The following is a 22847-nucleotide window of genomic DNA, read 5'->3' on the forward strand; positions in this document are numbered from 1 at the left end:
CTATCGAATGATCCCGCGAGATGAACCATTAATGAATTCAACCATGCCTTTAACGTATTCATCGGCTTCAGCGTCTTCAGTAATTTCAGCTAATGCTTCTTCAATCGTTAAATTTTTACGATATAGCGATTTATAGGTACGACGAATAGCATGTTGGGTTTCTTTAGTGAAACCTCGGCGCTTCAAACCTTCAACGTTCAGACCTCTTGGGATAGCTGGGCTACCGGCTGCCATCACAAATGGCGGCACATCTTGAAAGATGGTTGAAGAGCCTGCAGTAAACGCATGGGCACCAATATGTACAAACTGATGTACACCAGTCATGCCACCTAAAATAGCCCAATCACCAACATGTACATGGCCTGCAATAGAAGCATTATTTGCCATGATAATATTGTCACCTAACACACAGTCATGAGCGATATGCACATAAGCCATAAGTAGGTTATTTGAACCTATACGGGTTTCACTATTATCTTGAATGGTACCGCGGTGAATAGTCACGTTTTCACGAATGATATTATTATCACCCATGATTAAAGTTGTTGGCTCACCAGCATATTTCTTATCTTGGCATTCTTCGCCAATTGAAGAAAACTGGAAGAAACGATTGCCTTTACCAATGACACTTGGGCCTTTGATAACGACATGTGAACTAACCCAAGTATCGTCGCCAATTTCAACGTCAGCGCCAATATAACTCCAAGGGCCAATCGTGACATTGTTACCAATTTTTGCGTCTGGGTGAACGAATGCTAACTTATCAATCACTTGTTGATCTCTCTGCGTGCACACATGATTTCGGCTGAACAGGCTAGCTCGCCATCGACGAATGCTTGTCCTTCAAATACACCAATTCCTCGGCGCTCTTTAATCATTTTAACGTGGAAATGAATCTGATCACCTGGAGATACCACCCGCTTAAAACGTGCTTTATCAATACCAGCAAGTAAATATAAGACATCTGGTGATGGATCTGGACTCATGGTTTTAAATGCAAGCAAACCTGTTGCTTGGGCCATCGCTTCAATGATTAATACACCAGGCATTACTGGTTTAACTGGGAAGTGACCTTGGAAAAAAGGCTCATTAAAGGTGACATTTTTAATCGCATGTAAAGACTCACCTACGGTGTAATCTAGAACACGGTCAACTAACAAAAAAGGGTATCTATGAGGAAGATACTGAAGGATCTCTTCAATATCCATGGTATTTAATTGGTTTGACACGCTAATTCCTCGCAATGGCAATCATGCCATGACTTCTAATCTTGTATTTTCTTTTCAATCACTTTGACGCGATTAAATAATTCATCTAAATGACGGAAACGAACAGTATTGCGACGCCATGATTTGTTATCCATTGCAATTGTAGCAGATGAATACAAACCTGGTTTACGAATTTCGCTTGTCACATTGGTGCTGCCAGAGACATGGGTGCCGTCTGCAACCTTCAAATGGCCTGCGATACCGCTACCGCCACCAATAATACAGTACTTACCAAGAGTCGCACTACCGGCTAGGAATGAGGTTCCCGCAATAGCGGTATTTTGGCCGACAACACAATTATGGGCAATTTGAACTTGGTTATCGATGATAACGCCATCATGAATTTCTGTATGAGATAAAGCACCACGATCTACTGTGGTATTGGCGCCAATTTCTACATTATCGCCAATTCTTACACCACCAGTTTGTGGGATTTTGATCCAGTTACCGCGCTCGTTCGCATAGCCAAAGCCATCAGAACCAATCACGCAACCAGAATGAAAAATACATTGCTGACCAACAATCACATCATGATAAAAAGTCACATTGGCTTTTAAAATACAGCCAGAACCTATGATAGATTGCTCGCCAATAACACTACCTGCAGCAATTTGTACGTCATTACCAATAATGACATTGGCATCGATGACAACATTAGCCCCTATAGCGACATTCTCGCCCAGTTGCGCTGAGGCATCGATTTGTGCCGAGGGGTGGATACCTTTGGTAACTTTTGGGGTGGTATCTAAAAGTTGTGCTACGCGTGCAAAGCCCACGTATGGGTCTTTTAACACTAAAGCATTGCCGCTGTAATCTTCGGCATCTTTTTCACTCAATAACACCGCACCCGCTTGAGAGGTCTCAAGCTGGGCACGATATTTACTATTGGCTAAAAAAGAAAGTTGATCTGAGGCGGCATCTTCTAGGGTCGCAACACTGGTGATCACCAAAGTGTCGTCGCCTTTAACAGATGCGCCTAATAGCTGACCAAGCTCTTTTAAAGTCACGGTTTTCATTAGTTGCCTTTACTTAACGCTTGAACAACTTTATCACTGATATCAGCATCTGGCTTAACGTAGATAACTGCACCACGTTGCAATACGATGTCATAAGACTCTTTTGCAGCAATAGTATTAATCGCTTCTTGTACTTTAACTAAAAGCTTGTTTTGCTCTTCACCTTGACGACGACGCATATCTTCATCAAGTGCTTTGCCTTTTAATTGGAAATCAGACTTTAGTGATTCCATTTCACGTCCAAGCTCAGTTTTTTGACTTTCGCTCATTAACGCGCCATCACGTTGTTGCTTTTCAACTAATGTACGCATTTGTTCTTGCATTTTTTGTACGTCAGCAACTCGATCACCAAACTCAGTTTTTAGTGACTGTGAAATTTGTTCACGTTGAGGCAGTTGCTCAAATACTTCGCCCATATCAACCACAGCAATTTTTTCAGCATGTGCCATCATAGGTGCACTTAAAAATGCCATTGTTACTAACGCGCGATTTAACATCTTTTTCAAAATAGACTCCTTGTTATTATCAGCAAAACTTGCTGAGTGTATTTGTTTTAGAACGTTTTGCCAATGTTGAACGAAAATATCTCTGTTTCATCATCTTCGTACTCTTTAATCGGCCAAGCCAAGCTAAACACCATAGGTCCCATTGGTGATAACCATTGGACGCTCATACCCCAAGAGGCACGGATCCGACCTGGGTCGCTATAATCTTCCAGTTTGTCAAACTCATCCGCTGGAAGGTATCTATACGAGTCATAATCAAACTCGGTATCCCATACGTTACCAGCATCAACAAAGAAACTAGTACGTACTGAATTAGAATAAGCCTCATCCAAGAAAGGCGTTGGAACAATCATTTCCACACTGGCAGTCGCAATGGCATTACCACCAATAGAACGACCAGAACTCACTTGAATTCGGTTAGGATCACCTGGCAGTGTACAGCCGTCACCTGATGGATCTGGCGCACATGGCTCACTACCACGATATAAATAGAACGAACGAGGGCCGACAGAATTAGACTTAAAGCCACGTAATGAGCTACTACCACCTGAGTAATAGTTTTCCCAGAAAGGCAAAATTTGATCATTATCATTAAACTTACCATAACCATTGGCATAACCTAAGCGCGCTCGCGTTAGTAACACAAAGCTGTGGTTACGGGTTAATGGTAAGTAAAAGTTGGTATCAAAGTCAGTTTTAAAATACTGCAGATCCGACCCTGGAATGGTTGCTTTCGCACTTAGGCGCTGCGATGAACCATCTGTTGGGAAGGTGCCGCGGTTTAATGTACTGCGATACCAACCACCATTTATCTCAAAGTTATCAAAGGCTAAATCAGAATTCGGGTCATCAGACTCACGGTAAACATTATAGAAACGTAATGCTTGTTCGTAAGCAGAGATTTCTGAAATCGCGTTATGACGATAGCCGATACCACCATTTAAACGGTTATTTTCGTTTATCGGGAAGCCTGAGTTTACCGCGATGCCATAAGATTTATTCTTATAACGCTCAAGGTTAGCCTCGTTTGCATCAAACTCGTTCCAGAAGATACTGCCGCCTAAGCTCACACCATCTTTAGTAAAGTACGGGTCAGTGTAAGAGAAGTTAACGTTCTTAGAATACTTATTGGTATTTAAGTTAATACCCGCTTGGTTACCCGTACCTAAGAAGTTACTTTGCTGTACACCAAACTGCAGACTTAAGCCTGATTCAGTACCATAACCCACACCGGCGTTAAATGAACCAGATGGCTGTTCTTTCACATTGAAAGCCACATCCACTAAGTCATCACTGCCAGGTACTTGTACGGTTTCAGTATCAACTGTTTCAAAGTAACCTAAACGGTTTAACAATACTTTTGACTGCTCAACTTGAGCTGAGTTTAACCACGCACCTTCCATTTGACGTAGTTCACGACGCATTACTTCATCTTTAGTAACTGTGTTACCGCTGAAGTTAATTGAGCGCACGTAAACACGTTTACCAGGGTTAACATTAATGTTTAATGCAACCTCTTTGGTTTCGTCATTAATTTCTGGATAGGTTTTTACTTCAGGATAAGCATAACCAAAACGGCCTAAATACTTGCTGTACATTTCTTCGGTGAAGGTAACATCACCACCGTTGTACATATCGCCTTCTTTGATCGGCAAGATAGCCTTCATCAACTCTTCACGGCCCATTAAATCACCGGTTAAGTTAACTTCAGAGACCTCGTACTTATCACCTTCATCAACATTGATGGTGATGTACAAGCCTTTTCTATCAGGGGTCATTGCCACTTGGGTTGATGTTACCGCAAAGCGAATATAACCTTGGTTGTGATAGTAGGTTTTTACCGTTTCTAAATCAGCTTCAAGCTTTTGCTTTTGATAACGGCGCTCACCAAATAAGTCCCACCAAGCAACGTAATCTTTAAGCTCAAGTAAACCAATTAATTCAGAATCTGAAAAAACGGTATTACCCACTACGTTAATTTGGCGAATTTCAGCCGCTAAGCCTTCAGTGAAGTTAAATTTAAGTTCAACACGGTTACGAGGTAAGTTAATGACTTCTGCTTCAACTTTCGCGCCGTATTTACCCACACCGTAATAGAAATCTTGCAGGCCTTTTTCGATGCCTGACAACATGGTTCTATCAAGTGACTCACCGATTTTAATACCTGAGCCGTCTAAGCTTTCTTGTAACTGCTCATCTTTAATATCTTTGTTACCTTCAAAGGTAACAGCACTGATAGTGGCACGCTCTTTAACGGAAACAAGCAATACGCCATCTTCATGGCTAACACTGATGGTTTCGAAGTTGGTTGAGGCATACAAGCTTTTAATGGCTTGCTGTAATTTTACTTGGTCTACCGTATCGCCCACTTTAACGGGCAGGTTTAGCAAGGCAGCACCAAGTGCGACTCGCTGTAAACCATCAATCTGGATGTCGGTCACTTCAAATGGTTGGAAAGTTTCCGCCATACCATTGCCTGAAAATGACGCGCCGACTAAAATCATCGAGGCAAAAAGTTTATTCAATCTCATAGAGCACTTCTAATTATTTGTGTTCCCTGCTCAGAGTCTGGAAAAATCATTAAAGAGTGCAACACTCATCAACAATAACAGCATCGCTGCGCCAAACCTGAATCCTATGTCCTGTACCTTCTCCGGTACAGGCTTACCCGTAATCACTTCGATAAAGTAATACAGCAAGTGTCCCCCATCGAGCACTGGCAAAGGCATTAAATTAATGATGCCTAAGTTCACACTGATGAGTGCGATAAACCCAAGAAAGTACACAAATCCATAGTCTGCACTGGTACCAGCACCTTGAGCTATAGAAATAGGACCACTTAAGTTTTTCACCGACACATCGCCGGTAAACAGTTTTCCAATCATCTTAAAGCTGACAACCACCAGTTGCCATGTTTTATCAGCGGCTGCTGTGAAGGAATCTACTATGCCATACTCAAGCTGGAAGCGCATACTTTCCGGCCAATCAATTTGAGTAGGACTTACCCCGACCATGCCAATCATTTGGCCTGCAGCATTGGTTTGTGCTTGCGGGGTGACATTAAGGGTTAATGCTTGATTATCACGTAATATTTTTAGCTGCACCGTTTTATCGGCAGACTTTTGTATCACATCTACAAACGCATTCCAATCGCGGTATGGTTTACCATTGATGGCAGTAATTTCATCGCCAACCTGCATACCAGCATATTCTGCCGCGCTACCTTTGGTGATCAAGGCTATTATAGGTTCAATGGCTGGGCGATAAATACCTAAACCAATTGCACTAATTGGCGATTCTTTATCGGGGTCAAATGTCCATTGGCTAATATCAAGCGTATGGGATTGACCAAGCTGGGCATCTGTAACGGCCGCATTAAGCGGTGTAAGACTGATCTCTAACGAATCGCCGCCAATGTGACTCACTAACGCTAAATTAACTTCTTCCCAGTTTCTGACTTTTTGACCAGATACCGATAAAATTTGCATTGGCTCTTTAATGCTTATCTGCGCCGCAGGAGTATTGGCTTTGGTGGTATCAATAACAGGCTTTAAAGAAGGTACGCCAATGATGTACATAAGGTATAAGGCAACAATGGCGAACAAAAAGTTGGCCATGGGCCCGGCTGCCACAACCGCAATACGCTGCCAAACGGTTTTTCGATTAAAAGCTTGGTCGAGTAATTCCTCTGGGACTTCTTCTACTCGCTCATCAAGCATTTTGACATAACCGCCAAGCGGGATCATCGCCACAACGTACTCAGTGCCGTCTTTACCAACCTTGCGCCAAATGGCTTTACCAAAGCCAATAGAAAAACGTTCGACTTTTATGCCGCAACGGCGTGCAACCCAAAAATGTCCGTATTCATGAACTGTAATCAAAATACCTAATGCGACAATAAATGACCCTAGGTTCCATAAAAAATCTAACATTGTTCTCCTAAGAACTAGTTAATTGATTTAATTGCTTCATGAGCAATAGCACGTGCTTGTGCATCTAACTGTACAATATCTTCAATCGTCGATAACGACGACTGCGGCACTTTTAATAAACACGCTTCATTAACTTTAGCGATGTCAGTGAACTTGATTTGTTCAGCTAAAAAGGCTGCTACGGCAATTTCGTTTGCGGCGTTAAGTACTGTTGTCGCCTCTTGTCCCTGCTCACAAGCCTGCATTGCTAAGCCTAAACATGGGAAACGATTGAAGTCAGGTTCACAGAAGCTCAATTCTCGGACTTTGAAAAAGTCCAAAGGTTCAACTCCAGCGTTAATTCTTTCAGGAAAAGACATACAATGGGCAATAGGTGTACGCATATCTGGGTTACCCATTTGTGCGAGCACTGAACCATCTCGATATTGCACCATAGAGTGAATCACACTTTGCGGGTGAATAACCACTTTCAATTGCTCAGCCTTAGTATTGAATAACCAGCGCGCTTCAATAAACTCAAGACCCTTGTTCATCATGGTGGCTGAATCGACTGAAATTTTAGGTCCCATTGACCAATTAGGGTGATTACACGCTTGTGCTGGCGTCATGGATTGAAGCGCGGCTAAATCGGCGGTTAAAAATGGGCCACCAGAGCCTGTCAGTAAAATATGCGAAATACCAGATGCGGTTAAATCACAGTGCCCAAGGTTGGCTTGAATATCGGCAGGTAAGCACTGAAAAATAGCATTATGCTCACTATCGACCGGCAGTAGGGTCGCGCCACTTTGCACTGTAGCCTGCATAAACAATTCGCCAGACATGACTAAGGCTTCTTTATTTGCCAGCAATACCCGTTTGCCCGCTTTAACTGCGGCAAAGGTTGAAACAAGACCTGCTGCGCCGACAATCGCGGCCATAACCGTATCAACTTCAGAAGCCGTGACAAGACCTAATAACGCATCCTCACCTGTTGTCACCTTAGTGGCAATATTAGCAGGTATACGCTGCTGCAGCGCCTTAGCTGCAGATTCATCGACCATATGTGCATATACTGGTTTATGCTCGATACATAATGACAACATTTTATCGACGCTGGCATTGGCAACGAGACCATAAACCGCATATTGCAGTGGGTTTTGGCTAATAACACTTAACGTACTTGACCCAATGGAGCCAGTAGCGCCTAAAATGACCATATTTTGCATTGTATTAAATCCAGAATGCGATGTAGATAAGAGTGAAGATCGGTAGTGCAGCCGTTAAACTGTCCATTCTATCGAGTACTCCACCATGGCCTGGTAAAATAGTACCTGAATCTTTTATATCAGCAGCACGTTTAAACATGCTTTCAGATAAATCACCAAAGGCTGAAGCTAAAGCGGTTATCAGCGTAACGGTAATCACTAAAGCTAATTCTTGTTCTGGTGAGTAATACATCACCCCACATGCGACGACCAAGGTTGCTAATAAGCCACCAATCAAACCTTCAAGGGTTTTATTAGGGCTAACATTGGGCATCAATTTATGCTTACCAAATGCGCGACCAGCAAAATAAGCACCTGTATCAGCGGCCCAAACAACTAACATGACTAAAAAGACTAAGGTGCCGCCAAAATAAGGGTCAACATTACTGCTGATTGATTTGAGCGTAATGAGGGCAACAAAACAGGGAATAAGTGTTAGCTGACCAAACATCGACTTCAGCATTGGGCTGTTTTTCCATATGCTGTCAGTTTTAGGAAATGAAATAACTAAAAGTGCGCTTAAAAACCACCAAAAAGCACCAATAGCAATAATAGAGACAAAAATAGGGTGTAACTGGCCTTTAAGCCACATTGCATCCACAGGTACGATAAAGTTTAACGCTAATAAAATAACGGTGACTGTGACGGTAAATGTCCACTGGGTCACTTTACACTCAGGGTCAATAAAGCTGCCCCACTCTTTTGCGCCGATCATGAATACCGGCACCAAAACCCAAGCAAAATACTCTGCAGGCAGAAAGAAAATGGCCCCTATAACGAGAGGAAGTAACCATAATACTGTTATAATTCTTTGTTTTAACAAAAGTTTAGCCTCTTGATTCTTTATATAGCGCGAATTTCTTCGATTTGACTGCCTGTCAAACCAAAGCGGCGCTGTCTACTGGCAAATACAGCAAGGGCATCTTTAAACGCTTGCTCATTGAAATCTGGCCATAAGGTGTCAGTAAAGACTAACTCCGCATATGCAGCCTGCCATAAAATAAAATTACTGATGCGGTAATCACCGCCTGTCCGGATCATCAAATCAACTTCATTTTGTCCGTGCATGCACAGTTGTTGATTTAATAAATCTTCAGTTAACTCATCGGATGCTAAATCACCTTGGGCGACTTTATCCGCTAACTTTTGTGTCGCTTGTAAAATATCCCAGCGGCCACCATAGTTAGCAGCAACATTAAGCACTAAACCAGTATTGCCTGCCGTTTTTTGTTGTGCTTCATGGATCTGTTTTTGTAAACGTGCAGAAAAGCGGCTGATATCACCGATAATATTTAAACACACTTGATTATTATGCAGTAGTTTGATTTCGCGCTGTAATACAGTGAAAAACAATTCCATCAGCAAACTGACTTCTTTATCAGGACGACGCCAATTTTCACTGGAAAAAGCAAACAAGGTTAACGACTCGATTTGTAACTGGCTCGCCACACTGACAGCCCTACGCACGGCCTTTACACCGGCCTTGTGGCCGAACACTCTTGGTTTACCTTGTTGCTGAGCCCAGCGGCCATTGCCATCCATAATGATGGCAACATGTTTAGGCAACGACTGTTTAACCACATCAGATAATTGCCCAGGCAATTGCTCTGATGAATCAATATCGGTATCTAATTGTGTTTCTGGCTCAAATCCAACAGTGGATGACATCTATTACAACCCTTTCAAATAGACAAACGCCGTGTAGTATAACCTTACACGGCGCTTCAACTCTAGCTTTGCTATGAGGAGAATTAGACTTCCATCAATTCTTTTTCTTTAACAGCTAAAATTCCATCAATATTCTTGATGCTAGCATCGGTGAACTTCTGAATTTCATCTTCGCTACGGCGAACATCATCTTCAGTACACTCTTTTGCTTTCTCAAGCTTTTTAATTTCGCTGATAGCATCACGGCGAACGTTACGGACTGCAACACGGCCATTTTCAGCTTCACCACGAACCACTTTGATGAAATCTTTACGACGCTCTTCAGTCAATGCTGGTAATGGAATACGCATTGAGTTGCCGGCAGTCATTGGATTTAAGCCTAAATCAGAGCTCATAATCGCTTTTTCTACAGCTTGCACCATAGTAGCATCAAATACAGTTACATTTAGCGTACGTGAGTCTTCGATACCAATATTAGCAACTTGCTTAAGTGGTGTCATAGAACCGTAGTAAGAAACCTGAATTGAATCAAGTAAACTTGGGTGAGCACGGCCGGTACGCACTTTGGCCATTTGGTTTTTAGTTGCTTCAACACATTTGCTCATACGTTCTTGAGCATCTTCTTTAATTGTATTAATCACGTTAAATATCCTTTTGGTCACAAACACTTAATACCTGAACGGCACCTTGATAATGGTACACGGGTTGCCCTATGTCGATACCCGTTCAAGTTAAATTTCTAAGCCTGATTTAGCTTGATTTTTTAGCGCTAATATACGTGCCTTCTTCTTCACCCATGATAACACGGCGCAATGCACCTGGCTTATTCATGTTGAATACTAATATTGGCATGTTGTGGTCACGGGCTAGCGTAAATGCTGCTAAGTCCATTACCTTAAATTCGTTTTCTAACACTTCGTTGAAGCACAGGGTGTCGTATTTAACCGCTTCTGGATCCTTCATTGGATCAGCTGAATAAACACCATCAACTTTAGTGCCTTTAAGTACAACTTCAGCTTCAATTTCAATGCCGCGTAAGCAGGCTGCTGAATCGGTTGTACAGAATGGATTACCGGTACCCGCTGCAAAAATCACAACACGACCCGATTTTAATAAACTGATTGCTTCAGCCCAGTTGTAGTCATCACACACACCTTTTAAAGGAATGGCTGACATCAAACGTGCATTTACATAGGCACGGTGCAGTGCATCACGCATTGCAAGGCCGTTCATTACGGTTGCTAACATGCCCATATGATCGCCAACAACACGATTCATACCAGCTTGCGCTAAGCCTTCACCACGGAATAGATTACCACCACCAATTACAACCCCAACTTGAATACCTAACTCAACCAGTTCTTTGACTTCTTGAGCCATACGATCAAGTACTTTAGGGTCAATACCGAAGCCTTCTTCGCCCATCAAGGCTTCACCACTTAATTTTAAAAGAACGCGTCTAAATGCAGGTTTTGGATTGGTGCTCATAACTTTTTCCTAATTATAACAAAACCGCAGCGGTTGCTGCGGCTTTAGGGTATGAAGAGATGTTGAATTACGCTTTTTTAGTAGCGGCGATTTGTGCAGCAACTTCTGCAGCGAAATCTTCTTCTTTCTTCTCGATACCTTCACCCACTTCTAAACGAATGAAGTTAGATACTGTTGCGCCTTTCTCTTTAAGAATATCGCCAACAGTTTTCTTAGGCTCCATGATGTAAGCTTGACCAGTAAGAGAGATCTCACCAGTAAACTTCTTCATACGGCCAATAACCATCTTCTCAGCGATTTCTTGAGGCTTACCTTCGTTCATCGCGATTTCTACTTGAAGCGCTTGCTCACGAGCAACAACATCAGCAGGTACGTCAGTTGGATTAACGAATTCAGGCTTAGAAGCAGCAACATGCATTGCGATGTGCTTAAGTGTTTCAGCGTCAGCTTCACCCGTTACAACAACACCGATACGGTCGCCGTGACGGTAAGTCGCTTGAGTAGCGCCATCGATGTACTCGATACGACGAACGTTGATGTTTTCACCGATTTTAGCTACTAAAGCAACACGAGTTTCTTCAAACTGTGCTTTTAGCTCTTCGATTGTTACTTTAGATGCAGCAGCAACTTCAAGTACTTCGTTAGCAAATGCTAAGAAGTTACCGTCTTTAGCAACGAAATCTGTTTGGCAGTTAACTTCTAATAATGCTGTGTAGCCTTCAGCTTGCTTGATTAGAATTGTACCTTCAGCAGCAATGTTGCCTGCTTTTTTAGCAGCTTTTGCAGCACCGCTCTTACGCATGTTATCAATCGCTAGCTCGATATCACCGTTAGTTTCAGTCAATGCTTTTTTACAGTCCATCATGCCAGCGCCAGTGCGGTCACGAAGTTCTTTAACTTGGGCAGCAGTAATTGCCATTGTTAAGTCCTCAAATTTGATTCGTTTAATATTTCATCTATAAAACAGGGGCCTAAAGGCCCCTGTTCACCAATTAATTATTGGCAAATAAGGGAGATGGTAACCATCAACCTTATTAAACAGTTTCTACGAAACCGTCTTGCTCAGCTTGAACAGCTAAATCTTGACCACGGCCTGAGTTAGCAGCTGCAGCAACAGAAGAAGTGTACAAACGGATAGAACGCATAGCATCATCGTTACCAGGAACGATGTAGTTAACGCCATCTGGAGCAGAGTTAGTATCAACAACAGCAACAACTGGGATACCTAAGTTGTTAGCTTCTTTAATAGCGATATGCTCGTGGTCAGCACCGATAACGAATAATACGTCAGGTAAGCCGCCCATGTTTTTGATACCACCAAGAGATTTTTCTAACTTCTCTAGCTCGCGAGTACGCATTAACGCTTCTTTCTTAGTAAGCTTGTCGAAAGTACCGTCAACAGACTGGCTTTCTAGCTCTTTAAGACGTTTGATTGACTGACGAACAGTTTTCCAGTTAGTCAACATACCGCCTAACCAGCGGTGATCAACGTAGTACTGGTCACAAGAGATTGCAGCTTCTTTGATAGCTTCGCCAGCAGCGCGCTTAGTACCAACAAAAAGAACTTTACCTTTCTTAGAAGCAACATTGCTAATGAAAGCTAAAGCTTCGTTGAACATTGGTACAGTGTGCTCAAGGTTGATGATATGAACACCATTACGTGCACCGAAGATGAAAGGTTTCATCTTAGGATTCCAGTAACGAGTTTGGTGACCGAAGTGAACACCAGCTTGAAGCATGTCGCGCATTGAAACAGTAGTCATTTTATATACCTTAATTTGGGGGGTTAGACCTCCACGGATCCCATACCTTCGACCCTTGCCTAAAATAGACTAAGAGCACCCCGAAGAATGTGTCGATACGTGTGTGATTTAGTATTTAGTTAAATTGCCATCTATAACATGTATAATGGCCGCCATATTTTACTCTTAGTGAAGCAATAAGTGAAGAAAGCTTTGATGCTTAGTTCACTTTTATGTTTCGTTAAGACTTATACATAACGGCGCGCTTTATATCATAACTGGGTAAAAAGTACAAATTTTGCCACATTTTAAATGCGCTTTTTTGACAGCGACAACGGTAAGAGAAAATTCATGAGCATAGTTATCAAGACAGCAGAACAAATCGAAAAAATGCGTGTAGCAGGTAAATTAGCCGCTGACGTGTTAGAAATGATAGCCCCACATGTAAAAGTGGGAGTAACGACAGATGAGTTGAATGAAATCTGTGCTAAATACACTGAAGAACATGGAGCTATCTCTGCACCGCTGAACTATCACGGCTTTCCAAAATCAATCTGTACTTCGGTAAATGAAGTCGTGTGTCATGGTATTCCTGGCCCTTACATATTAAAAGACGGTGACGTGCTCAATATCGATATCACAGTGATCAAAGATGGCTTTCATGGCGACACCTCTAAAATGTTTTTAATTGGTGATGTTAGCCCTAAAGACAAACGTCTAGTTCGTATTGCTCAAGAAAGCCTTTATTTAGCCATTAAGAAAGTCAAGCCGGGTGCTAAGTTAGGTGAAATTGGCACTGCTATCGAAAAGTTCATTAAAGCCAGTAAATCTGGTTTAGACAAATACTCAATCGTGCAAGATTATTGTGGTCACGGCATCGGTGAAGGCTTTCACGAAGAGCCACAAGTGGTCCATTATAAAAACAACGACAAAACGGTTTTAAAAGAAGGCATGTGTTTCACAATCGAGCCAATGATTAATGCTGGACGCTACACAACGGTTTTAGATAAAGAAGATAACTGGACAGTGACCACTTCAGATGGTAAAAAATCAGCACAATGGGAACACACATTGCTAGTGACTAAAACCGGAGTCGAAGTACTCACACTACGTAATGAAGAAGAATTCCCAAGAACGCTTTAATTTTTAGGTAAAAAGGACGTCAATGAACACTGCGCTGGTAGCTAAAAACACCCTAGTCGATCTAAACCAGCGCTTATTGGCGCAATTTGCTCAAAAGCAGCCAATAACTGAACTCGTCAAAGAGCGATGTGTATTTGTTGATGAGCTATTAAAACAAGCTTGGCAATCGTTTTATACTAATGATCAGACGATTGCGCTCATTGCGGTGGGTGGATACGGCCGCGGTGAATTACACCCCCACTCTGATATTGATTTACTGATCCTGACCCAAACCGAAGCCAAGAACCTGCAAGCCCAAGAGCTTATCAGCCAATTTATCACTTACCTTTGGGATTCTGGCTTAGAGATCGGTCACAGTGTGCGCACCATTGAGCAAACCCTTGAGCTTGGCCTTAGCGATATCAGCACTGCTACTAACCTGCTTGAAGCTAGATTGTTATCAGGTGACGAAAGCTTATTTGATCAATTATATGACGCGATTCGTGAACATGATTTTTGGCCTTCTGACACATTCTTTCTTGCAAAAAAACAAGAACAGCAATATCGACATGCTAAAGCCAATGCCTTTGATTTAGAACCCAATATCAAGTCATGTCCCGGTGGCTTACGCGATATTCAAACTATAGCATGGGTGGCTATGCGCCACTTTGACGCCGCGTCATTACAAGAATTAGTCGGCTACGACTTTCTTGAGCCCATTGAATTAACCGAGTTACTGGAATGTCAGGATTTTCTCTGGCAACTGCGTTTTTCACTGCACATGATTGCTGGCAGAGATGAAAATAGGCTGCTGTTTGACTTACAAAGACAAGTTGCCGCAGCAATGGGTTATGAGGATGGGACTCAGCTCGCGGTCGAGCAAATGATGAAACGCTATTACCGCACAGTAAGACGGGTAATGGAATTAAATGAGATGTTGCTGCAGTTATTTAAGCGTGCAACCTTGCATCAAACTGCGCCGTTAACCATTCAGCCAATCAATGAAAACTATCAGCGCCGTGGTCACTTCATTGAAGTGCTCGATAATCAACTGTTTGAGCAACAACCTGAACAAATTATTAATTTATTTTTGTTAGTGGCCAAAAATTCTAATATCCAACGCATTTATGCCCCAACGCTGCGGCTTTTACGTAAAGCACGACGTGGCCTTAAGGGGCCACTACAAGATAACCCAGAGTGCAGAAAATGCTTAATGAGTATTTTAAAGCACCCTCGTGGCATAACAGCTTTATCCTTGATGCATAAACACGGCATATTATCTTCATACTTACCCGCATGGCGTAACATCGAAGGTCAAATGCAGTTTGATTTATTTCATGCGTACACGGTTGATGAGCACACTCACCGCTTACTGCTCAACATTGACCGCTTTTCGCAAACTGAGCAGATAGATGAATTCCCCTTAGGCGCGATTTTAATTAATCAGTTGCCTAAAAAAGGCTTATTAGTTTTAGGCGCTATATTCCATGACATTGCTAAAGGACGAGGCGGCGATCATAGTAAGTTAGGCTCTAAAGACGCGCTGGATTTTTGTAAGCTTCATGGATTAAACGATCATGACGGCCGTTTAGTGGCTTGGTTGGTTGAAAACCATTTAGTGATGTCAGTCACCGCACAGCGCCGTGATATTTCAGATCCTGATGTGGTGGCCGTTTTTGCAGATAGAGTCCAAGATGCGGTGCATTTAAGTTATTTATATTGCTTAACTGTGGCCGATATTTGCGCGACAAACCACAAAGCATGGAATAATTGGAAAGGCTCGTTACTGCGGGATTTATATTTTTCAACTCAGCGCGTGTTAGCCAGAGGCAAAGAAAAGCCCATTGATGTGGCTGAGCGAGTCCAAGAAACCAAACAAAAAGCGCAAAAAGAGCTGCTACGACGTGGCGTAAAACAAAAAAATATTGATGCGTTATGGCTAAGGTTTAAAGACGATTACTTTTTACGTCATCAACCTAATCAGGTTTCATGGCATACAGAAGCCTTGTTGAAACACGACAAGCAAAAACCATTGGTGCTTATTTCAAAGCATACGACCCGTGGTGGCAGCGAGCTGTTTGTTTACGCCAAAGATAAACCCAAGTTATTTGCCACTGTTATGGCGGTGTTAGACAATAAAAACATTAATGTTCATGATGCTAACGTTATGACATCAAATGATGATTACGCCTTAGATACATTCGTTATCCTAGAGCAAGATGGCGAACCAATCAGCCAACTTTCCCGCATTCAGTCGATTAAAAAGTCACTTGAGAAGGCGTTAGCAGCACAAAAACCTAAACCGTCAAAATTTAGAAAGCTGTCACGGATCATGAAACCTTTTAATGTTCGTACCCAAGTAAGTTTCCTACCTGGGACTAACCATGATACAAGTATGATGGAATTAATCGCATTAGACTTCCCGGGCTTATTAGCCAGCGTCGGAGAAGTGCTGCATCGCTGCGATATCACCTTATTATCAGCTAAAATAACCACCATTGGAGAGCGCGCCGAAGATTTCTTTATCTTACAAAATAATGCCGGCAGCGAGCTCAATGAAACGCAACAAGCGCAACTATCTGAAGCCCTCTTAGGAGCGCTTTCAACACCTTTACCACAATAAACTAATCGGGAGAAAGTAATGGAGGCATTACGCCAACGCATAGAAGCTGCATTTGAGGCTCGTCAGGACATCACACCTAGCACGGTAGAGCCAAGTGTTCGTGCAGATATCGAAACTGTTATTAGCATGCTAGACAAAGGTCAGGCTCGCGTAGCAGAAAAGATTGATGGCGAATGGCATGTACACCAGTGGTTAAAGAAAGCGGTACTGCTTTCTTTCCGTATCTTTGATAATCAAGTTATCGACGGTGGTGATACCAAGTACTTTGATAAAGTGCCGCAGAAGTTTGCTGACTACACAGCTGAACGTTTCAAAGAAGAAGCAATTCGTGTTGTACCACCTGCAACGGTTCGTAAAGGCTCATTTATCGGTAAAAATACCGTATTAATGCCTTCTTATGTCAACCTAGGTGCATTCGTTGACGAAGGTACTATGGTCGATACATGGGCGACTGTGGGTTCTTGTGCACAAATTGGTAAGAACGTACATTTATCTGGCGGAGTGGGCATTGGTGGCGTTCTAGAGCCACTACAAGCAGGTCCTACTATCATTGAAGATAACTGTTTCATTGGCGCGCGCAGCGAAATCGTTGAAGGCGTAGTTGTTGAAGAAGGCAGTGTTATTTCAATGGGCGTATACATAGGCCAAAGCACACGTATTTTTGACCGTGAAACAGGTGAAGTACATTACGGGCGTGTACCTGCAGGCTCTGTTGTTGTTTCTGGTAACTTACCTTCTAAGTGCGGCACTTACAGCTTATATGCTGCTATTATCGTTAAAAAGGTTGATGCGAAAACGCGCGGAAAAGTGGGTATTAACGAATTACTGCGTATCGTAGATTAATCGTTAGTCACCCAATTAAAAGGGCTTCTATTGAAGCCCTTTTTAATGGGTAAAATCTGCCAACTGATGATTAATTAGCTCATTTAATGATTAACTTTTCCATTGGTATACAAGCAAGTTCAAGGCCTCTTGGGGAATGGTAAATTGAATGCTTGTCACCTTTAAAACCACAAGCGCGATAAAAATCAGCTGCATTTAAAGAAGCATCCAATATTAATTTTTTACAGCCTGCTTCAATTGCGACGGTTTCGAGTTGTTGTAACATCGCCCTGCCGACACCTAGACCAAAAGTACTGGGGTGCACAAACATCCCATCGACCATGCCAGTAGCAACAGCGAAACTTTTGCCGGCATCATGGTTAACGTCAATCATGCCAACACCTACCACTGCATCATTGACCACAGCAACATAGCCATGCTCCGAAAATGCATCGACAAATGTTATTGGCAGCTCACCATCCGTCCAAGCTACCAGCATTGCGTCATCATAATGCCCTTTGCATTGGCTTAGTATTGCTTGGTTTCGAATATCAAATGCCACTGTGGCATCATGGCGCTGTGCTTTTCTGATCTGCATCCTTGCTCCGTGTAAATATCATGCTTAATCATTACACATTATTGTTTTACTGATATAAAAACAACACATCAAGCTTGATAAATTGACCTTGATAAATTGACCTTGATTAATTGACCTTGATTAATCGACGTTAAGTGCGGTTAACTCGCGGCTTTCAGTTTTTCGACATTATCGGCAATCTCCATAAAGCTGGGATTTAAATTCACATCAATGGGGAGTTTTAAGGTTCGCACAATATCATTAGCCGAAATTAAGCCACGAATAACGTGGGCTCGCTCGTCAACTACTAAACAGTGCTGATGCTGGGAATGCTTCAGCGTTTCAATGACATCAATAATTCGCGCTTTAACCAGTTCCACATAATCAATGGCTTTTAGCTTATTTTTTGGCAACATAAAGTCACTCAATAAAAGTTGATCTCGCGAAAAACCTGCGGCGACCTGCTTAAGCATTTCTTGGCTATGAAGCATTTGTAAACTCACCAGCCCCATAAAATGCCCTTGTTGATCAATGACAATTTTTAACCTGACATGGGATTGTTTCATTAAATGTTCAACGTCTACCGCAGCGGTATTCATTTCAATTACAAAAGGTTTTAGCTGGCTAAAATCAGTAAACACCGCAGCGGCGGCTGAATAAATATTGATATGCTCAGACACTTCAGGGCGGGCAAGCTCATCGACTTTGTCAACTGAATATAAATTTAGTGTTTTCATTAAAAACTTCCTTTTTTGACAAAACAACCGATATTTCTGGGTGTTATCGAGTCTAATTGAGGGAAGTTATCAAGCTTATTACAATTAAAGCTTCTAAATTATAATCACTTGCAATGACTTCATAGTTTAATTTGCCACTATCAGGTTTTGGCATAGGCAAACTTGATAGTGGTATACGACGGCTTAATTTAGACAGGTTAACCTGTAAATTATAGTGCAAAATGTATAATTTAAAGGTTTAAAACAATTATAAGCTCTTTGGTTGACCTTACTTTAAACGCTCAGGTTGAACCATCAGGCTATTGGCTTCATCAGACAACCAAATTTCGCCATCAGTAATACTCACCTGCAATTTCATGTTGCGGTTAACAAACACTTCCATTGCTGCAACACTTTCTTCAGCTATATTAAATACACTTAAGTTTTTATAGCGTTGCAGTGCTTGTTCATTTTGCTTCCACCAAATAGGCACACTGCGACCACTGTAGGTGATTAACTGAACCTGCTTTGACCGACCACAAGCTTTACGCAGCCACTTCTCATCAGCTTGGCCAAATTCAATCCATAAATTGATTTCATCAGATAAGCTTTTTTCCCATAGCTCAGGTTCATCTTCAACACAAAGCCCTTTGCTAAATTGCAGCGAGTCCGACGCATTCATAATAAACGCTAAAATTCTCACCATCATGCGGCTATCCGTTTCTGAAGGATGCTGGGCAATGGTAAGTTGATGATCGGCATAGTAATGTCTATCCATATCAGCGATTTGAATTGTTGCTTTATAGACGGTAGCTTTAGGCGCCATGGGAGTTCCATACAAATAAAAAAACCGAGTCTAACCTGTTTAGCACAAGTATGAAACTCGGTTTAGAATATGTTTTTAGCTCAGTCAATTTACCATTAAGCTAGGCAGTACATATCCCCACAAAAATGACTATAAAGCCCCAGGTTGAAGATGCTTCGCCATGGGGAAATGTGCTTTAAATTTTTTTAACTTTTCAGTGTCTAGCACCAATAGCATGCGCTCGCCATGGTGATATTTTGCTGCAATTTCACTGAAATTAGGGACAGCTTCGCGGCTAGCATCACGTCTTATAAGTTCATTAATATCGGTACTAACGCCATTTTCAGTCAGCGGACTGTCCCGATAAATTACTTCAATTTTCTGCAATAATGGCATAGCGGCAATAGGCAATAAGGCCGCGTTATCGTTTTCATCTAACAATAATATTTCGCCATCGGCAGCTAAACTGCTAAATGCATCTTGATAATGAGCTTCTGTCACACTATCAAAACGATCACTGTTTAGTTTAAAGAATCGCTCCCAAAATAAACGTCTATCTTTACCAGAACTGATTTTTTGCTGCACTTCAGTGCGCTTTGACGCAACAAAATCAAATAGAGGGCTCAATGACTGGGGCAATAGCGTTTCAAGTCGGGAACGAATAGTGCGAGCAAACACTGGCGCGGCGCCAGCGGTACTGATGGCAACGACTAAGCGACCTCTGTCGACGATGGAAGGTGTTATAAAGCGGCAAAAACTGGGATTATCAACCACATTGACCCAAATGCCTTTTTGGGTGGCTAAAACGGCATAGTCTTTATTGAGTTGTTCATTGGCTGTGGCCATGTAGATCACATCATAATCAGCAATATCAGCTGCTTCAATAACGCGCCTATGTAATCGAATTCGCCCTTTTTGATGATAGCTTTGAATTTCTTGAGCGATATCCGGGGCAATAACAGTAATGTCAGCTTCGGTGCGTGACAGCAAATCAAGCTTTCTAGTGGCCACTTCTCCGGCACCAACAACTAGTACCTGTAAATTTTTGGTATCCACAAATAATGGAAAATACTGCATCGATCACTCGCAAAATAATTAAGATAATCAACTATAACCAGTTAATAGTGCCATTGTCATCGTCTTATTTAGTATCAATAATAATGATTCAATCTTAAGACTTTTACAGCGGTAAAAGGTCAATGTTAGTTGTGGGTGGTACTTTGTGGCGAGCTGCATTGCCAGCACAGTTCAAAACTGCCTTCATTCATCTCATGACATTGAAGGCATTGCCATTGCGGACAGTCCATATTATGAGACTCTAACAGCGTTTTAGCTTGCTCGAGTTGATTTTGACAAACCCAGATATCCACAGTTTGCATTTCAGTGGGTAACTCACCAACACCACCGAGTAAAGCTTCACCGGTCAATTCTACCAATATGCCATTTGTTTCAAGCAGCCCTTTCCAAGTATGCGCTTGGAGTAAATTACCGCCCGTTAAGAGTACTTTTCTATTGTCCATTATTATTCCTACTGCATTGCTCTGATGGCAAATTTTTAATCATCGTACTTGTAAATGGTTCTTGCTGTCGAGCATTGATTAAACTTTATACTCATTATATGCTCTTGATAGCCTTTAAAGGAGAATCATATGAATCTGCAAATATCCGGTGTATTTCAAATTACAAATTGGGATGAAGCCACAGATATAGAACACCCTGATGGTGCTAAGCAAACCTCAGCAAGTATTAGCCAAATGTACTCAGGCGATCTTGAAGGTGTCAGCCAGCCCAAATATATCATGTGTTATACCGCAGATGGCAAAGCAGTGTTTTGTGGTTTTGAAAACGTGGAAGTCAGCATTAATGGCAAGTCCGGCAGCTTTGTATTGCAACACAATGGTAAGTTTGAAAGTGGTGTCGCCAGCAGTGACTTCATTATCGTGCCAAATTCTGGCCAAGGCGAGTTGATTAACATTGCTGGTAAAGGCGCATTTACTTCTGGTGAAAAAGGCCAAGCTGAGTACCAAATGGAATTAAGCCAAATATGATGGGGTTTTCTATTAGCCGCTTACACTCTTCGGTTGGCATAATTAAAGCTACTGGGCAGTGGGATGCTGACACTATTTCAGGCACTAAATTTACTCAGTTAGAACAAATGTCCACTGATGGCTGGGTTGCATTGGATATTCATCACCCGACTAACAGCCAGTTCATTGCATCCATTAAAGCTGAAGTTTATAGGCACTTGTTATCCCAGCAAGTTATCCCTGCAAGCAGCTTAAACATCAGTAATTAAATTTAAGAAATACATTCCAATAATAAAGCCACTCGATTGAGTGGCTTTTTTGTGTTGCGGCTTAAGATTAAGGCATCATTGAAGGTTGATCAGCACCTTCTTTCTCAATCTCAACTGGCATCATATGCTCGCGACAAATACCCAATTTAATGGCTAAGTAACTTGCCACGTAAATAGATGAGTAAGTACCAACAAAAATACCACACAGTAGCGCCGTTGCGAAACCATGGATCATGCTACCGCCCTTAAGGAATAGCGCAATCACCACCACTAAGGTAGTACCTGTAGTAATAATAGTACGGCTCATTGTCTGCGTGATAGACGTATTAACCACTTCATCAGGACCGCCTTTACGCATCTTCAAGAAGTTCTCGCGGATACGGTCATAGACTACGATGGTATCGTTCAACGAGTAACCCACTACCGTAAGCAAACCTGCTAATACCGTTAAATCAAACTCTAATTGTAAAATAGAGAAAATGCCTAAGGTGACGATGACATCGTGAGCAAGTGCGGCAACAGAGCCCATTGCTAAACGCCATTCGAAGCGGAATGATACGTAAATGAGAATACAAATTAACGCCACAATCACGGCTAAGCCGCCTTGCTCTGCTAACTCTTTCCCCACTTGAGGGCCAACAAATTCAACACGCTTTTGAACAACGTTGGCATCAATAACTTGAGCACCGTGCACAATCGCAGCGACTTGATCATCACTTTTTAGATCATCACGAACAGGTAAACGTACTAAGATATCTCGGCTTGAACCGAAATTTTGCACTACTGCTCCGTCAGCGCCATCAGTACTGTATTCAGCACGTAGCTCTAATAAGTCTACTGGTTTTGAAAACTCTAACTCAACAACCGTACCACCAGTAAAATCAAGACCCCAGTTGATGCCTTTTGTGCCTAATGACACAAAAGAAGCCACCACCAAAATCATTGATAAAACACTGATTGGCATTGCATGTTTTAGAAAGTTGATCGTTTTCTTTACTGAAAATATTTGTAACATGGTCAAC

Annotated in this window: 24 protein-coding genes; 5 read left to right on the plus strand and 19 right to left on the minus strand. The window is 42.1% G+C overall.

Translation table 11 applies throughout. The annotated features are described in order from the left end of the window. The 13 genes from lpxA to rpsB all read right to left on the minus strand — a co-directional run bounded on the left by lpxA (window position 1) and on the right by rpsB (window position 12885). Entirely contained in the window at window positions 1-771 is a 771-nt protein-coding gene (lpxA, locus tag BCU94_RS08815) for an acyl-ACP--UDP-N-acetylglucosamine O-acyltransferase (RefSeq protein ID WP_102439644.1), read from the minus strand. Beyond that, window positions 768-1229 carry a 3-hydroxyacyl-ACP dehydratase FabZ gene (gene fabZ, locus BCU94_RS08820; RefSeq protein WP_076542894.1) on the minus strand — a complete coding sequence of 154 codons (462 nt, stop codon included), beginning with the start codon at window positions 1227-1229 and terminating at the stop codon, window positions 768-770. Before fabZ ends, lpxA begins: the two co-directional genes overlap by 4 nt. 35 nt (window positions 1230-1264) lie before the next feature. Further along, window positions 1265-2284, minus strand: coding sequence for a UDP-3-O-(3-hydroxymyristoyl)glucosamine N-acyltransferase (gene lpxD, locus BCU94_RS08825; protein ID WP_102439645.1), 1020 nt, complete (start codon window positions 2282-2284; stop codon window positions 1265-1267). Continuing rightward, window positions 2284-2781, minus strand: coding sequence for an OmpH family outer membrane protein (locus BCU94_RS08830; protein ID WP_102439646.1), 498 nt, complete (start codon window positions 2779-2781; stop codon window positions 2284-2286). The genes lpxD and BCU94_RS08830 overlap by 1 nt, the downstream gene beginning before the upstream one ends. 56 nt (window positions 2782-2837) lie before the next feature. After that, a complete protein-coding gene (gene bamA, locus BCU94_RS08835; RefSeq protein WP_102439647.1) occupies window positions 2838-5321 on the minus strand; it encodes an outer membrane protein assembly factor BamA in 2484 nt (827 codons plus the stop codon). A gap of 30 nt (window positions 5322-5351) precedes the next feature. Continuing rightward, window positions 5352-6722, minus strand: a complete 1371-nt coding sequence (gene rseP, locus BCU94_RS08840; protein ID WP_102476173.1) for a sigma E protease regulator RseP — start codon at window positions 6720-6722, stop codon at window positions 5352-5354. A 14-nt stretch (window positions 6723-6736) separates the two neighbouring features. Then, window positions 6737-7927 (minus strand): 1-deoxy-D-xylulose-5-phosphate reductoisomerase, encoded by a 1191-nt coding sequence (ispC, locus tag BCU94_RS08845; RefSeq protein WP_102476174.1) that lies wholly within the window; start codon window positions 7925-7927, stop codon window positions 6737-6739. Window positions 7928-7931: 4 nt separating this feature from the next. Then, the gene (locus BCU94_RS08850; RefSeq protein ID WP_102439650.1) at window positions 7932-8789 is read right to left on the minus strand and encodes a phosphatidate cytidylyltransferase; all 858 of its coding nucleotides are present in this window, start codon (window positions 8787-8789) and stop codon (window positions 7932-7934) included. 20 nt (window positions 8790-8809) lie between these two features. Then, window positions 8810-9634 (minus strand): isoprenyl transferase, encoded by an 825-nt coding sequence (locus tag BCU94_RS08855; protein WP_102476175.1) that lies wholly within the window; start codon window positions 9632-9634, stop codon window positions 8810-8812. 83 nt (window positions 9635-9717) lie between these two features. Then, window positions 9718-10275 carry a ribosome recycling factor gene (frr, locus tag BCU94_RS08860; protein ID WP_076542902.1) on the minus strand — a complete coding sequence of 186 codons (558 nt, stop codon included), beginning with the start codon at window positions 10273-10275 and terminating at the stop codon, window positions 9718-9720. A 109-nt stretch (window positions 10276-10384) separates the two neighbouring features. Then, window positions 10385-11122 (minus strand): UMP kinase, encoded by a 738-nt coding sequence (pyrH, locus tag BCU94_RS08865; RefSeq protein ID WP_076542903.1) that lies wholly within the window; start codon window positions 11120-11122, stop codon window positions 10385-10387. Window positions 11123-11189: 67 nt separating this feature from the next. Further along, window positions 11190-12041: a translation elongation factor Ts gene (gene tsf, locus BCU94_RS08870; protein WP_076542904.1), complete on the minus strand. Its 852-nt coding sequence runs from the start codon at window positions 12039-12041 to the stop codon at window positions 11190-11192. A gap of 115 nt (window positions 12042-12156) precedes the next feature. Continuing rightward, complete coding sequence (gene rpsB / locus BCU94_RS08875) at window positions 12157-12885, minus strand: 30S ribosomal protein S2 (RefSeq protein WP_076542905.1); 729 nt, start codon at window positions 12883-12885, stop codon at window positions 12157-12159. 330 nt (window positions 12886-13215) lie between these two features. Between rpsB and map the strand changes: the two genes are divergently transcribed. The 3 genes from map to dapD are packed head-to-tail and all read left to right on the plus strand — an operon-like array spanning window position 13216 to window position 17452. Continuing rightward, window positions 13216-14007 carry a type I methionyl aminopeptidase gene (map, locus tag BCU94_RS08880; protein WP_076542906.1) on the plus strand — a complete coding sequence of 264 codons (792 nt, stop codon included), beginning with the start codon at window positions 13216-13218 and terminating at the stop codon, window positions 14005-14007. Window positions 14008-14029: 22 nt separating this feature from the next. After that, the gene (gene glnD, locus BCU94_RS08885; RefSeq protein ID WP_102476176.1) at window positions 14030-16609 is read left to right on the plus strand and encodes a bifunctional uridylyltransferase/uridylyl-removing protein GlnD; all 2580 of its coding nucleotides are present in this window, start codon (window positions 14030-14032) and stop codon (window positions 16607-16609) included. A gap of 18 nt (window positions 16610-16627) precedes the next feature. Beyond that, complete coding sequence (gene dapD / locus BCU94_RS08890) at window positions 16628-17452, plus strand: 2,3,4,5-tetrahydropyridine-2,6-dicarboxylate N-succinyltransferase (RefSeq protein ID WP_076542908.1); 825 nt, start codon at window positions 16628-16630, stop codon at window positions 17450-17452. 79 nt (window positions 17453-17531) lie between these two features. Here the strand turns inward: dapD and BCU94_RS08895 are convergent, their stop codons facing one another. The 5 genes from BCU94_RS08895 to BCU94_RS08915 form a co-directional block, all read right to left on the minus strand. Then, entirely contained in the window at window positions 17532-18029 is a 498-nt protein-coding gene (locus tag BCU94_RS08895) for a GNAT family N-acetyltransferase (protein ID WP_102476177.1), read from the minus strand. Between the two features lie 140 nt (window positions 18030-18169). Next, window positions 18170-18745, minus strand: coding sequence for a CBS domain-containing protein (locus tag BCU94_RS08900; RefSeq protein ID WP_102439654.1), 576 nt, complete (start codon window positions 18743-18745; stop codon window positions 18170-18172). Window positions 18746-19013: 268 nt separating this feature from the next. After that, entirely contained in the window at window positions 19014-19550 is a 537-nt protein-coding gene (locus BCU94_RS08905) for a YaeQ family protein (protein WP_102439655.1), read from the minus strand. Between the two features lie 129 nt (window positions 19551-19679). Next, a complete protein-coding gene (locus tag BCU94_RS08910) occupies window positions 19680-20606 on the minus strand; it encodes a bifunctional precorrin-2 dehydrogenase/sirohydrochlorin ferrochelatase (RefSeq protein ID WP_102476178.1) in 927 nt (308 codons plus the stop codon). 125 nt (window positions 20607-20731) lie between these two features. Next, entirely contained in the window at window positions 20732-21049 is a 318-nt protein-coding gene (locus BCU94_RS08915) for a DUF2007 domain-containing protein (protein WP_102439657.1), read from the minus strand. 129 nt (window positions 21050-21178) lie between these two features. Between BCU94_RS08915 and BCU94_RS08920 the strand changes: the two genes are divergently transcribed. Both BCU94_RS08920 and BCU94_RS08925 read left to right on the plus strand, forming a co-directional pair. Then, a complete protein-coding gene (locus BCU94_RS08920; protein ID WP_102439658.1) occupies window positions 21179-21577 on the plus strand; it encodes a DUF3224 domain-containing protein in 399 nt (132 codons plus the stop codon). After that, entirely contained in the window at window positions 21574-21825 is a 252-nt protein-coding gene (locus tag BCU94_RS08925; protein WP_102476179.1) for a hypothetical protein, read from the plus strand. Before BCU94_RS08920 ends, BCU94_RS08925 begins: the two co-directional genes overlap by 4 nt. Before the next feature lie 67 nt (window positions 21826-21892). Here the strand turns inward: BCU94_RS08925 and secF are convergent, their stop codons facing one another. After that, complete coding sequence (secF, locus tag BCU94_RS08930; protein WP_102476180.1) at window positions 21893-22840, minus strand: protein translocase subunit SecF; 948 nt, start codon at window positions 22838-22840, stop codon at window positions 21893-21895. Window positions 22841-22847: the final 7 nt, after the last annotated feature.

It is taken from the genome of Shewanella sp. 10N.286.52.C2 (assembly GCF_002874545.1).
Classification (GTDB): domain Bacteria; phylum Pseudomonadota; class Gammaproteobacteria; order Enterobacterales; family Shewanellaceae; genus Shewanella.

What these genes read in the sequence shown, in the direction of transcription:
- lpxD (WP_102439645.1), bottom strand. Translation starts at nt 2,284, where the DNA reads ATGAAAACCGTGACTTTAAAAGAGCTTGGTCAGCTATTAGGCGCATCT.
- BCU94_RS08855 (WP_102476175.1), bottom strand. Translation starts at nt 9,634, where the DNA reads ATGTCATCCACTGTTGGATTTGAGCCAGAAACACAATTAGATACCGAT.
- rpsB (WP_076542905.1), bottom strand. Translation starts at nt 12,885, where the DNA reads ATGACTACTGTTTCAATGCGCGACATGCTTCAAGCTGGTGTTCACTTC.
- ispC (WP_102476174.1), bottom strand. Translation starts at nt 7,927, where the DNA reads ATGCAAAATATGGTCATTTTAGGCGCTACTGGCTCCATTGGGTCAAGT.
- glnD (WP_102476176.1), top strand. Translation starts at nt 14,030, where the DNA reads ATGAACACTGCGCTGGTAGCTAAAAACACCCTAGTCGATCTAAACCAG.
- BCU94_RS08830 (WP_102439646.1), bottom strand. Translation starts at nt 2,781, where the DNA reads ATGTTAAATCGCGCGTTAGTAACAATGGCATTTTTAAGTGCACCTATG.
- secF (WP_102476180.1), bottom strand. Translation starts at nt 22,840, where the DNA reads ATGTTACAAATATTTTCAGTAAAGAAAACGATCAACTTTCTAAAACAT.
- BCU94_RS08900 (WP_102439654.1), bottom strand. Translation starts at nt 18,745, where the DNA reads ATGAAAACACTAAATTTATATTCAGTTGACAAAGTCGATGAGCTTGCC.
- BCU94_RS08925 (WP_102476179.1), top strand. Translation starts at nt 21,574, where the DNA reads ATGATGGGGTTTTCTATTAGCCGCTTACACTCTTCGGTTGGCATAATT.
- map (WP_076542906.1), top strand. Translation starts at nt 13,216, where the DNA reads ATGAGCATAGTTATCAAGACAGCAGAACAAATCGAAAAAATGCGTGTA.
- BCU94_RS08915 (WP_102439657.1), bottom strand. Translation starts at nt 21,049, where the DNA reads ATGGACAATAGAAAAGTACTCTTAACGGGCGGTAATTTACTCCAAGCG.
- BCU94_RS08910 (WP_102476178.1), bottom strand. Translation starts at nt 20,606, where the DNA reads ATGCAGTATTTTCCATTATTTGTGGATACCAAAAATTTACAGGTACTA.
- tsf (WP_076542904.1), bottom strand. Translation starts at nt 12,041, where the DNA reads ATGGCAATTACTGCTGCCCAAGTTAAAGAACTTCGTGACCGCACTGGC.
- BCU94_RS08895 (WP_102476177.1), bottom strand. Translation starts at nt 18,029, where the DNA reads ATGCAGATCAGAAAAGCACAGCGCCATGATGCCACAGTGGCATTTGAT.
- rseP (WP_102476173.1), bottom strand. Translation starts at nt 6,722, where the DNA reads ATGTTAGATTTTTTATGGAACCTAGGGTCATTTATTGTCGCATTAGGT.
- BCU94_RS08920 (WP_102439658.1), top strand. Translation starts at nt 21,179, where the DNA reads ATGAATCTGCAAATATCCGGTGTATTTCAAATTACAAATTGGGATGAA.
- pyrH (WP_076542903.1), bottom strand. Translation starts at nt 11,122, where the DNA reads ATGAGCACCAATCCAAAACCTGCATTTAGACGCGTTCTTTTAAAATTA.
- BCU94_RS08905 (WP_102439655.1), bottom strand. Translation starts at nt 19,550, where the DNA reads ATGGCGCCTAAAGCTACCGTCTATAAAGCAACAATTCAAATCGCTGAT.
- dapD (WP_076542908.1), top strand. Translation starts at nt 16,628, where the DNA reads ATGGAGGCATTACGCCAACGCATAGAAGCTGCATTTGAGGCTCGTCAG.
- bamA (WP_102439647.1), bottom strand. Translation starts at nt 5,321, where the DNA reads ATGAGATTGAATAAACTTTTTGCCTCGATGATTTTAGTCGGCGCGTCA.